The 11,384-nt window shown below is 61.3% G+C and carries 8 protein-coding genes and 1 rRNA gene; 6 read left to right on the top strand and 3 right to left on the bottom strand.

The features are described 5' to 3' along the window. Positions 1-110: ribosomal RNA gene (gene rrf, locus ASR47_RS07510) — 5S ribosomal RNA — on the top strand; the annotation flags it as partial. Between the two features lie 215 nt (positions 111-325). Here the strand turns inward: rrf and ASR47_RS07505 are convergent. Further along, positions 326-886 (bottom strand): acyloxyacyl hydrolase, encoded by a 561-nt coding sequence (locus tag ASR47_RS07505; RefSeq protein WP_065307132.1) that lies wholly within the window; start codon positions 884-886, stop codon positions 326-328. 51 nt (positions 887-937) lie between these two features. Here ASR47_RS07505 and ASR47_RS07500 point away from each other — a divergent pair, with 51 nt between their 5' ends. Continuing rightward, a complete protein-coding gene (locus ASR47_RS07500; RefSeq protein ID WP_082988796.1) occupies positions 938-1,885 on the top strand; it encodes an NAD(P)-dependent oxidoreductase in 948 nt (315 codons plus the stop codon). 5 nt (positions 1,886-1,890) lie between these two features. On the opposite strand, the gene ASR47_RS07495 is transcribed toward ASR47_RS07500, so the two are convergent. After that, complete coding sequence (locus ASR47_RS07495; protein WP_065307153.1) at positions 1,891-3,084, bottom strand: M20 aminoacylase family protein; 1,194 nt, start codon at positions 3,082-3,084, stop codon at positions 1,891-1,893. A gap of 206 nt (positions 3,085-3,290) precedes the next feature. Here ASR47_RS07495 and ASR47_RS07490 point away from each other — a divergent pair, with 206 nt between their 5' ends. The 4 genes from ASR47_RS07490 to ASR47_RS07475 all read left to right on the top strand — a co-directional run bounded on the left by ASR47_RS07490 (position 3,291) and on the right by ASR47_RS07475 (position 10,112). Further along, on the top strand, positions 3,291-5,366 hold the full coding sequence (locus ASR47_RS07490) for a molybdopterin-containing oxidoreductase family protein (protein WP_065307129.1): 2,076 nt from the start codon (positions 3,291-3,293) through the stop codon (positions 5,364-5,366). Between the two features lies 1 nt (position 5,367). Then, positions 5,368-6,423 (top strand): aminopeptidase, encoded by a 1,056-nt coding sequence (locus ASR47_RS07485; RefSeq protein ID WP_065307128.1) that lies wholly within the window; start codon positions 5,368-5,370, stop codon positions 6,421-6,423. A gap of 269 nt (positions 6,424-6,692) precedes the next feature. Beyond that, the gene (locus ASR47_RS07480) at positions 6,693-8,375 is read left to right on the top strand and encodes a long-chain fatty acid--CoA ligase (protein WP_065307127.1); all 1,683 of its coding nucleotides are present in this window, start codon (positions 6,693-6,695) and stop codon (positions 8,373-8,375) included. Between the two features lie 54 nt (positions 8,376-8,429). Beyond that, positions 8,430-10,112, top strand: a complete 1,683-nt coding sequence (locus ASR47_RS07475) for a long-chain-fatty-acid--CoA ligase (RefSeq protein ID WP_065307125.1) — start codon at positions 8,430-8,432, stop codon at positions 10,110-10,112. Here the strand turns inward: ASR47_RS07475 and ASR47_RS07470 are convergent. After that, positions 10,109-11,281, bottom strand: a complete 1,173-nt coding sequence (locus ASR47_RS07470; protein WP_065307124.1) for an acyltransferase family protein — start codon at positions 11,279-11,281, stop codon at positions 10,109-10,111. The two genes, ASR47_RS07475 and ASR47_RS07470, sit on opposite strands and share 4 nt — an antisense overlap. Between the last annotated feature and the right edge of the window lie 103 nt (positions 11,282-11,384).

Genomic DNA, 11,384 nt, shown 5'->3' with positions numbered 1-11,384 from the left:
GATGACCATAGCAAGTTGGTCCCACCCCTTCCCATCCCGAACAGGACCGTGAAACAACTTTGCGCCGATGATAGTGCTGCAACCAGTGTGAAAGTAGGTTATCGTCAGGCTTGTTATTCGCAGTAGAGAAAAACCCCGATCAGTGATGAGCGGGGTTTTTTTTCGTCTGGCGAAAAGGGCGTAGGTCGGATTAGGGCCGCAGGCCCGTAATCCGACAACATTGTTGGCTGCGACCGTAATCCGACAACATTGTTGGCCGCGACCGTGGTGGTGTCGGATTACGCGTTCCGCTAATCCGACCTACAGAACCTCGAACGTGCGTAGATCAGAAGTGATAAGCCACTTTGACCACGCCGTAGTTCACGCCGCTGTTTGGCTTCTTGTAGCCGCCATTCGAAAAGTGCTGGATCTTGGCGCTGACTTCCCAGTTGTTGTCGAACACATAGCCGATGCCGGCATGGTCGCCAAACTGGAAGTGGGTCGACAGGCGGTCGTCGTCATTGTTGTACAGCTTCGACAGCATGTGCACGCCGATGCCGGCTTCGGCGTAGAAGCCGCGCTTGCTGGTGTTTTCAAAGCGGAACACTGGCGTAAAGCCCAGGTCCCACAGCTTCTGATGCTGACCCGGAACGTTCTTGTAGCTCTTGCCGTCCCAGCCGCCGATGCTCGCATCCCAGTAACCGCTCAGCTGCGTGCCGTTCGATACGAACCAGGCCTTGTCCCAGTTCGAGGTGACGCCGGCGCGTACCATCTGGATTTTCACGCCCTTGGCGTACTCGCCGTAGACGGAGTCGATCAGCTTGTCATCAGCGGCAAAGCTGGAGCTGGCGGCCATCAGTGCGGTCACTGCCGCGGCGAGGGTGAGGAGATTCTTCTTGAAGAACATAGAGGCTTTCATCGTAAAATTGGCCGTTAGGCTTGTCTTGTTTGCACAGGCATGCGTCTTGCTGCCGTTTTCGCCACTCGATACTCAGGGGTTCAATTGACATTCTCTACAAAAATCGCATTTCTCGGTACTGGCCTGATGGGGGATCCAATGGTCCGGCGCCTGCTGCAGGCGGGTTATTCTGTCACAGTTTGGAATCGCACGCACAGCAAGGCCCAGGTATTGCGCGCGGCCGGGGCAAATGCGCCAGAATCGCTGTCGGATGCCGTCGCCGGCGCGCAGATCGTGATCTCGATGCTGGAGGCCGGACCGGTCGTGGCGCAGGTGCTGCAAGCCGCCTTGCCGACCATGGAGGCCTCGGCCTTGTGGGTCGACATGAGTTCGACCAAACAGTCGGAAGCGCAGCAATTCCATGCGACCTTGCAGGCGGCCGGCCATGCCTTTATCGATGCGCCTGTCTCGGGCGGCGTGGGCGGCGCGCAGGCCGGCAGCCTGGCCATCATGGCCGGCGGCAGCGAGGAAGATTATGAAAAGGTGGCGACTATTCTCGCCGCCATGGGACGTCCGACGCTGGTGGGCCCGGCCGGCAGCGGCCAGGTCGCCAAGCTGTGCAATCAACTGATCGTCGGCGCCACCCTGAATATCGTGGCCGAAGCATTGCTATTGGCCCAGGCGGCGGGCGCCGATGCGGCCGCCGTGCGCACGGCGATACGTGGCGGCTTTGCCGAGAGCCGCATTCTGGAGGTGCATGGCCAGCGTATGCTGGAGCGCAATTTCGTCGCCGGTGGCCAGGTCAAAAGCCAGATCAAGGACATGCACAATATTCTGGCGGCGGCCGAGGCTGCCAATATCACGCTGCCGGTGACGCAGCTGGTCACGCAGCGCTATGAATCGCTTGCCGCAACCCATGCGACGGCAGACCACGCCGCCGCCCTGCTGGCTCTGGAAGCCATCAATCCTGGCCAGCGTCTCGGTGCTGCTCCAGATAAACTCGGTTAATCTGATCAAGCCAGCGGCAAGCTGGTTTCGGCCAGCTTGACCCAGAAGCTGGCGCCGATTGGCAGCAGGTTGTCGTTGAAATCGTAGCTGCCATTGTGCAGCACGCATGGGCCCAGGCCGTGGCCGCCGTCGCGGTGGTCGCCATCGCCGTTGCCGATAAAGATGTAGCAGCCGGCTTTTTCCTGCAGGAAGAACGCGAAATCTTCGGCGCCCATGGTCGGCTCGACATTGTCATTGACCTGGTCGGCGCCGACCACCTGTTTCATCACTTCCACGGCAAACGCGGTTTCTTTCGCATGGTTGACCAGCGGCGGATAGTTGCGCTTGAAGCTGAATTCGACCTCGGCGCCAAAGGCGGCGGCCGTGTGCACGGCGATGTCGCGCATGCGCTCTTCGATCAGGTCCAGTAACGGCGTGGTAAAGGTGCGCACGGTGCCGACCAGGCTGGCGTCGTCGGGGATCACATTGGTGGCGCTGCCGGCATGAATTTGCGTGATCGACAGCACGGCCGTGTCGAGCGGGCTCTTGTTGCGGGTAATCACGGTCTGCCAGCTCTGCGCGATCTGCACCGCCACCATCACCGGGTCGATGCCCTTGTGGGGCTGGGCCGCATGGGCGCCCTTGCCTTTGACGGTGACGTGAAATTCATTGCTCGACGCCATCATCGGCCCGGCCACCACGCTCAGGGTGCCAGCGGCGGCGCCTGGCCAGTTGTGCATGCCGTAGATGGCGTCCATCGGGAACTGCGTAAACAGGCCGTCGGCGATCATTTCGCGCGCGCCGGCGCCGCCTTCTTCGGCCGGCTGGAAGATCACATACACGGTACCGTCGAAATGGCGGTTGTGCGCCAGGTGGTGGGCGGCGCCCAGCAGCATGGCCGTGTGGCCGTCGTGGCCGCAGGCGTGCATCTTGCCGGGATGGCGCGAGGCGTGTTCAAAGGTATTCATTTCCTGCATCGGCAGGGCGTCCATGTCGGCGCGGATGCCGATGGCGCGCTTGGAGCTGCCGTTCCGGATAATGCCGACCACGCCGGTACGGCCCAGGCCGCGCACGACGGGGATGCCCCACTCGGCCAGCCTGGCGGCAACGACGTCGGAGGTGCGCTGTTCTTGGTAGCATAATTCCGGATGGGCGTGCAGGTCGCGGCGGATCCGTCGCAGCTCGGATTGAAACGCCAGAATCGGTTCAACTAGTTTCATCGTATTCTCCTGTAGATGCAGGCGCGCATCAGTGTACGGCACGCCGGGACGGGCACGTTTGATCGAAAACATGCGCGGGATTGAGCCATTGTAGCCCGTGTCCCGCTTCCAGAGCCAGCGCACAGCCTGCCAAGTGCGCAGCCGCTGGCTGACCGGCGCGCGATGGTTTACAGTATCGGCTCCCCTGACGCTTTTTGGATTGCACCATGACCACCACCCAAGTGCGCGCGACCTGCCCGCTCGATTGCCCCGATACCTGCGCCTTGCTGGTGACCGTGACCGACGGCGTGGCTACCGCTGTCAAGGGCGATCCCGACCATCCGACCACGGCTGGCGTGCTGTGCACCAAGGTGTCGCGCTTTACGGAGCGCACCTACCATGCGGACCGCCTGCTGCATCCGCTGCGCCGCGTGGGCAAGAAGGGCGAAGGCAAGTTCGAGACCATCAGCTGGGACGAGGCGCTCGATAGTATCGCCGCGCGCCTGGCGCCGATCGCGGCGCGCAATCCGCAGGCCATTTTGCCGTACAGCTATTGCGGCACCATGGGCCTGGTGCAGGGCGAGTCGATGTCGTCGCGCTTTTTCAACCAGCTTGGCGCCTCCCTGCTCGACCGCACCATCTGCGCCTCGGCCGGCGCCACCGGCTACCGCTACACAGTGGGCGCGACGGTTGGCACGGACATGGAACAGTTTCAGAACGCCAAGTTGATCATTATCTGGGGCGGCAATCCGATTGCGTCGAACCTGCATTTCTGGATGCGTGCCCAGGAAGCCAAGCGCAACGGCGCGACCCTGGTCGCCATCGACCCCTACCGCTCGCTGACGGCCGAAAAATGCCACCAGCATATCGCTTTGCTGCCCGGCACCGATGCGGCGCTGGCGCTGGGGCTGATGCATGTGTTGATCAAGGAGGACCTCGTCGACCACGACTATATCGCGCAGCACACCCTGGGCTATGACCGGCTGACACAGCGCGCACTGGAGTGGACGCCCGAGCGCACTGCCGAGGTCTGCGGCATCAGCGCGACGGAAGTGATCGAACTGGCGCGGCTGTACGGCCAGACTTGCCGCAACGGTGACGGTGCGGCGATCCGCGCCAACTACGGCGTGCAGCGCGTGCGCGGCGGCGGCATGGCGGTGCGCAATATCGCCTGCCTGCCAGCGCTGACGGGCGCCTGGCGCCATGCGGCCGGCGGCATGCAGCTGTCGAGCTCGGGCTCGTTTCCCGTCAACCGCAAGGCGCTGCAGCGGCCCGATTTGCTGAAGGGTACGCCGCGCACCATCAATATGAGCACCATCGGTGACGACCTGCTGAAAGCAAGCTCGGCCGAATTCGGCCCGCAAGTCGAGGCCGTGATCGTCTACAACTCGAACCCGCTGGCGGTGGCGCCGGACTCGTCGAAAGTGGCGCAGGGTTTTGCGCGCGAGGATTTGTTTACCGTCGTGCTCGAGCACTTCCAGACCGATACCGTCGACTATGCCGATATCGTGCTGCCGGCCACCACCCAGCTCGAACATGTCGATGCGCACTCGACTTATGGCCATCTGTACATGATGGCCAACAATGCGGCCGTGGCGCCGCTGGGCGAAGCGAAAGCGAATACGGAAATTTTCCGCCTGCTGGCGCAGCGCATGGGCTTTGACGACCCATGCTTCCAGGACAGCGACGACGCGCTGGCGGCGCAGGCGTTCGACGCCAAGGATGCGCGCGCCGTGCATTTCGACTGGGAATCGCTGAAGCGGACGGGCTGGCAAAAGCTGGCGATGCCCGACGCGCCGTTTGCCGATGGCGGTTTCCCCACGCCGTCAGGAAAATGCGAGTTCTACTCGCAGGCCATGCAGGACGCCGGGCTCGATCCGCTGCCCACCTATATCGCACCGTATGAGTCGCCGGCCAGCAACCCGGAACTGGCGGCGCGCTTTCCGCTGGCAATGATTTCGCCACCGGCACGCAATTTTTTGAATTCCACCTTCGTCAACGTGAAAAGCCTGCGCGCGGCCGAAGGCGAGCCGCACCTGGACATGCATCCCGATGATTGCAGCGCGCGCGGCATTGCCGTGGGCGACATGGTGCGCATCTTCAATGACCGCGGCAGCTTCGTGGCCAAGGTGCGCGTGACGGACAAGGCGCGGCGCGGCCTGGTGGTGGGGCTGTCGGTATGGTGGAAAAAACTGGCCAGCGACGGCAAGAACGCCAATGAAGTGACCAGCCAGCGCCTGACCGACATGGGCCGCGCGCCGACCTTCTACGATACGCTGGTCGAAGTGGAAAAGGCCGCCTGACATGGCCCGCATGCCCGCCGCCGCAGTGCTGGGCATGCTGTGTCTGCTGCTCGCTGGCTGCACCCAGCTGCGCTATTACACGCAGGCGGCGCGGGGCCAGTATTCGCTGTGGTCGTCCGCGCGCCCGATCGACGCCTGGCTGAGCGATCCGATCACCGAGCCACGCCTGAAAGCGCGCCTGCACAAGGCGCAGCAGATCCGCCGGTTTGCCGTGACCGAGCTGGGCCTGCCCGACAATGGCAGCTACAAGACCTATGCCGCCGTGCAGCGCCCGTTTGTGCTGTGGAATGTGGTGGCCACGCCGGAGCTGTCGCTGCAGCCGCTGCAATGGTGTTTCCCGATTGCCGGCTGCGTCACCTACCGCGGCTACTATGACAGGAGTGAGGCGCAGGCCTATGCGGATACTTTGCGCGCCCAGCATTACGATGTGCAGGTCGGCGGTGTGCCGGCGTATTCGACCCTGGGCTGGTTCGACGATCCGCTGCTGTCAACCTTTATCAACTATAACGACGCCGAACTGGCGCGCATGATCTTTCACGAGCTCGCGCACCAGGTGGTGTATGTGCCAGGGGACTCGGCCTTCAACGAATCGTTTGCCGTCGCAGTGGAAGAGGCCGGCGTGCAGCGCTGGCTGGCGCACGATGGCAATGCCGCCATGCAGGCCGCGTATCTGCAATATACGGGCCGGCGCCACGATTTCCTGACCCTGCTGCGCAAATACCGGGCGCAACTGGCGGCCCTGTATGCCAGCGATGCGCCCGACGCGGACAAGCGCGTGCGCAAGGCGCTGGTGTTTGCAGCACTGCAAGACGAGTACAAGATCCTCAAGCAGCAATGGGGAGGTTATGGCGGTTATGACCGCTGGTTCGAGCAGCCTTTGAGCAATGCCCACCTCGCTTCGGTCGCGACCTACGATCAATTTTTGCCAGCCTTTAAAAAATTGCTGGAAGAAAAAAAGAACTTTCGTGCTTTTTATGCTGCAGTGCACACATTGTCTCTGCTGGACCCGCCTGAGCGTCGCCGGCGTCTGCAACACAGCCTGCCCCGTGACCCGTAAAGATTGTCATGTTTGCCAAGCAGGCAGTTCCTGCAACGCTGTATTTTCTATGCTGCATTGCAACACAAAATAGCCTTGGAGTTCCTGTTCTAAACCTGCTGAAAGCGCTTGCATGGAAGGCGTGCGCCCGATAGCATCGCGTAAGCGGCATCGAGCAATTGCTCTTAAGAATGCTCATCATGACTGCAGGACAGCGTATCCGCAGCAGTAATCAGCGCCGGACGACATCCACCGGCTCCCCCGTGATTATTCGAGACAAGAGGCACAGCATGGAAAAAATTTGGCTGCAGTCATATCCGCCCGGCGTACCCGCCGAGATCAATCCTGATCAATACCGTTCGCTGGTGCACTTGCTCGAAGAAGCGTTTCAAAAATATGCGGACCGCAATGCCTATGTCTGCATGGACAAATTCCTCACCTATGCCGAGCTCGATACCTATTCGCGGCAGCTGGGCGCCTTTCTGCAAAGCCGCGGCCTGAAAAAAGGCGCGCGCGTGGCCCTGATGATGCCCAATGTGCTGCAGTATCCGGTGGCGATCGCGGCCGTGCTGCGCGCCGGCTACACGGTGGTCAATGTCAATCCGCTGTACACGGCGCGTGAGCTGGAACACCAGCTCAACGATTCGGGCAGCGAAGCGATCATCGTGCTGGAAAACTTTGCCCATACCCTGGAGCAAGTGCTGAGCAAGACGGCTGTGAAACACATCATCGTCGCCAGCATGGGCGAGATGCTCGGTGGCCTGAAAGGCCTGCTGGTCAATTTCGTGGTGCGCAACGTCAAGAAGATGGTGCCCGCTTATTCGTTGCCGAACGCCATGCGTTTCAAGAGCGCGCTGTCGCACGGCAGCCGCATGAAGTTGACGCCCGTCGAGCTGCATATCAATGACCCGGCCTTCCTGCAATATACGGGCGGCACCACCGGCGTGTCGAAGGGCGCCACGCTCAGCCACCGCAATGTGATCGCCAATGTGCTGCAGACGGAAGCATGGTCGTCGGCCGCGCTTGACCCGGACAACAAGGAGCAGCTGACCATCATCTGCGCCTTGCCGCTGTACCATATCTTCGCGCTGACGGCCTGCGCGCTGTGGGGCACGCGCATGGGCGGCCTGAATGTGCTGGTGCCCAATCCGCGCGATATTCCCGGCCTGATCAAGGAACTGGGCAAGTACAAGTTCAACCTGCTGCCGGCCGTCAACACTCTCTACAATGCGCTGGTGAATCACCCCGACTTTGCGCGGCTCGATTTCTCCGGCCTGAAAATTGCCAACGGCGGCGGCATGGCGGTGCAAAAATCGGTCAATGACAAGTGGCAGCAGGCCACCGGCGTGTCGATTATCGAAGGCTATGGCTTGTCGGAAACGTCTCCGGTGGCCACCTGCAACCGCGCCGACAGCACGGCGTTTTCCGGCACCATCGGCCTGCCGATTCCGTCGACCGAGATCGCCATCCTCGACGACGATGGCAATGAAGTGGCGCTGGGCCAGGCCGGTGAAATCGCCATCCGCGGCCCGCAGGTGATGAGCGGCTACTGGAACCGTCCCGACGAGACAGCCAAGGTAATGACGGCCGACGGCTACTTCAAGTCCGGTGACGTCGGCATCATGGACGAGCGCGGCTACGTGAAAATCGTCGACCGCAAGAAGGACATGATTCTGGTGTCGGGCTTCAATGTGTATCCGAATGAGCTCGAAGCCGTGATCGCGGCCCACCCGGGCGTGCTCGAATGCGCCTGCGTGGGCGTGCCCGACGAACATTCGGGCGAAGCCGTGAAAGTGTTTGTGGTGCGCAAGGACCCGAACCTGACGGTGGAGACCCTGATGGCCTATTGCAAGGAACAATTCACGGGCTACAAGCGGCCGAAATTCATCGAATTCAGGGATGAACTGCCAAAGACCAATGTCGGCAAGATTTTGCGCCGCGCCCTGCGCGACGAACAGAAAGTAACGGCTTAAAACACCGGGATGCGCCAGGGCGGCGCGTCCCTTCACAGATAAAGATGAGGCAAGATGGACAAGATTTGGTTGAAGTCGTACCCGGACAGCGTGCCGACAGAGATTGATTGCACGCAATACCGCTCCGTGACGCACTTGCTGGAAGAATCGTTCCAGAAGTACGCGGACCGCAATGCGTTCGTGTGCATGGATAAATTCCTTACCTACCGCGAGCTCGACAAATTGTCGCTGCAGATGGGCGCCTGGCTGCAAAGCAAGGGCTTGTCGCCCGGCGCGCGCGTGGCCATCATGCTGCCGAACGTGCTGCAGTATCCGGTGGCGATGGCGGCGATTTTGCGCGCCGGCTATACGGTGGTCAACGTCAATCCGCTGTACACCCCGCGCGAACTGCAGCACCAGCTGGTCGACTCGGGCAGCGAGGCGATCATCGTGCTGGAAAACTTCGCCACCACGGTCGAGCAGGTGCTGCCGCACACCCAGGTCAAACACGTGATCGTCGCCACCATGGGCGACTTGCTCGGGGGTCTGAAAGGCACGATCGTCAATTTCGTGGTGCGCAAAATCAAGAAAATGGTGCCGGCCTTTCATCTGCCGGGCGCCATCGGTTTCAACAAGATGCTGGCCCAAGGCGCACGCCTGAAACTCAAACCGGTCCAGCAGGGCCACGACGATATCGTCTTCCTGCAATACACGGGCGGCACCACGGGTGTCTCGAAAGGCGCGATGCTGCTGCACCGTAACGTGATCGCCAATGTGCTGCAAAACGAGGCGTGGATCGCGCCCGTGATGACGAAGGAGATGCGCGCCACCTCGATGGGTTTTGTGTGCGCCTTGCCGCTGTACCATATCTATTCGCTGACAGTCAGCGCGCTGATGGGCATGCGCCTGGGCGGCCTGAACGTGCTGGTGCCAAACCCGCGCGACATTCCAGGTTTCGTCAAGGAACTGGCCAAGTACAAGATTGTCGTCTTCCCGGCCGTCAACACCTTGTACAACGCCTTGCTCAACAATGACGACTTCGCCAAGCTCGATTTTTCCAGCTATAAAGTGTGCAACGGCGGCGGCATGGCCTTGCAGCGCAATGTGGCCGAACGCTGGCTGAAAGTGACCGGCTGCCCGCTGATCGAAGGCTATGGCATGTCGGAAACCTCGCCGGTGGTTACCGGCAACCGCGTCGACATCACCGAATTCACGGGCACCATCGGCATGCCGATTCCGTCGACCGATGTCACCATCATCGACGACGATGGCGTGGAAGTGCCGCTGGGCCAGCCCGGTGAAATCGCCGTGAAAGGCCCGCAAGTGATGGCCGGCTACTGGCAGCGCCCCGATGAAACCGCCAAATCGATGACGGCGGACGGCTACTTCAAGACCGGCGACGTCGGCATCATGGATGAGCGCGGCTATGTGCGCATCGTCGATCGCAAGAAAGACATGATCATTGTCTCGGGCTTCAATGTGTATCCGAACGAGGTGGAAGACGTGGTCGCTTCCTGCCCGGGCGTGCTCGAATGCGCTTGCATTGGCGTGCCGGACGGTAACTCGGGCGAAGCCGTGAAAGTGTTTGTGGTGCGCAAGGATCCGAACCTGACGGTGGAACAGATCCGCGAGCACTGCAAGCATGAACTGACAGCATATAAAAAACCGAAATACATCGAGTTCCGCGATGAGTTGCCGAAGACCAATGTCGGAAAAATCTTGCGCCGTCAGTTGCGTGACGAGAAAAAAGTCGCCTAGACCGCAGGCAGTGCTTTGCCCGCGGCCAGCCTGCGCGCTGGCCTGGCGGGCAAACCGAAACAGACGCGCAGCCAGTTCACCTTGCTGATCAGCAGCGAGGTGAGTCCCCAGCAGATCGCCACCGTACCGGCCAGTATCAGCACTGGTTCCACCACTGGCCCCAGCTTCAGGGGTACCAGCCAGTAGGCCAGCAGCACGATGGCGCTCTGATGCAGGATATACCAGGGATAGACGGCCTGGCGCGCCCACGCCAGCCAGGCAAACGGACGGTTGAGCAGGGTATGCGACCAGCCCAGGATGGCGCAAATGGCCAGCCACATGTACAGATTGCGCATCGGCCAGGAACCGCTTGACGCCCAGGTCAGCAGGTTTTCCGAATACACCAGGTCAAAGCCGACATACACGGCAAATGCGCAGGGCGCCAGCAGCAGCGTGTGCCAGCGCAGCCGCGCCAGTTCCTGCCATACGCCCTTGTCATTGCCCAGCCACCAGCCATACAGGTACATGGTGAAATAGATGGCGTGCGCGTACCAGTCTTTAACCAGCGCATGGTTTTCCGGGTAGCGCAGTTTCAGGAAGACGGTGGCCGCCAGTGGGAGCAGGGCGGGCAGCACCAGCAGGCGCCAGCCGCGCAGGCCGGTGAACAGCGGCCGGAGCCTTTCCAGCATCGGCTGCAGCGCCACCAGCACGATGGTGTACAGCAGCAGATACACCAGATACCACAGATGATTCCAGGTAAAACTGGTTTTCCAGCCCGTAAAGGCGCCGGCCGGCCAGGCATGGTGGCCAAAGTAATCGAGCAGGAACTGGCCATAGCCAGGCGCCACCAGGCCATTGCTGACGCCTTCGCAATACGGCTGCAGCGGCACCACCACCAGCACGCCAAACAGCAGCGGCAGCAACAGGCGCTGCACCCGGCGCCACAGGAAGGCGCCGCGCGACGTTTGCGTCATCATGGCGCACGACACGCCGGAAATGAGGAACACGATTTCCATGCGCCAGCGGTTGATGAACACCATCGGAAAGTTCAGGCTGTCGGTCAGGTAAGTGCTCTTCATGTGGAAGTCGGCGCCGGCCAGGTAGAGCATGGCTGTGTGGTAGGCGATCAGCAGGCTGAAGACAAGAAAGCGCAAGGCGTCGATATCGTGGCGGCGGGAGGCATGGGTCATGGTGGGTGGCTGGTGGTGGTGGAATGACCCCAGCATAGGCGGGCCGGCCCGGGCGAACCAGCAAAAAGTGACCAATCGAAGGCTGTTTGTGACCAGTGGCGGT

It is taken from the genome of Janthinobacterium psychrotolerans, from assembly GCF_001677885.1.
GTDB lineage: Bacteria > Pseudomonadota > Gammaproteobacteria > Burkholderiales > Burkholderiaceae_D > Janthinobacterium > Janthinobacterium psychrotolerans.
Note: the sequence above shows the minus strand (reverse complement) of the source record. Positions and strands in the feature narration are given on the sequence as shown.

Excerpts from the sequence above, each read along its gene's own strand:
- ASR47_RS07490 (WP_065307129.1), top strand. The coding sequence starts at position 3,291 with ATGACCACCACCCAAGTGCGCGCGACCTGCCCGCTCGATTGCCCCGAT.
- ASR47_RS07500 (WP_082988796.1), top strand. The coding sequence starts at position 938 with ATGCGTCTTGCTGCCGTTTTCGCCACTCGATACTCAGGGGTTCAATTG.
- ASR47_RS07470 (WP_065307124.1), bottom strand. The coding sequence starts at position 11,281 with ATGACCCATGCCTCCCGCCGCCACGATATCGACGCCTTGCGCTTTCTT.
- ASR47_RS07485 (WP_065307128.1), top strand. The coding sequence starts at position 5,368 with ATGGCCCGCATGCCCGCCGCCGCAGTGCTGGGCATGCTGTGTCTGCTG.
- ASR47_RS07495 (WP_065307153.1), bottom strand. The coding sequence starts at position 3,084 with ATGAAACTAGTTGAACCGATTCTGGCGTTTCAATCCGAGCTGCGACGG.
- ASR47_RS07475 (WP_065307125.1), top strand. The coding sequence starts at position 8,430 with ATGGACAAGATTTGGTTGAAGTCGTACCCGGACAGCGTGCCGACAGAG.
- ASR47_RS07480 (WP_065307127.1), top strand. The coding sequence starts at position 6,693 with ATGGAAAAAATTTGGCTGCAGTCATATCCGCCCGGCGTACCCGCCGAG.
- ASR47_RS07505 (WP_065307132.1), bottom strand. The coding sequence starts at position 886 with ATGTTCTTCAAGAAGAATCTCCTCACCCTCGCCGCGGCAGTGACCGCA.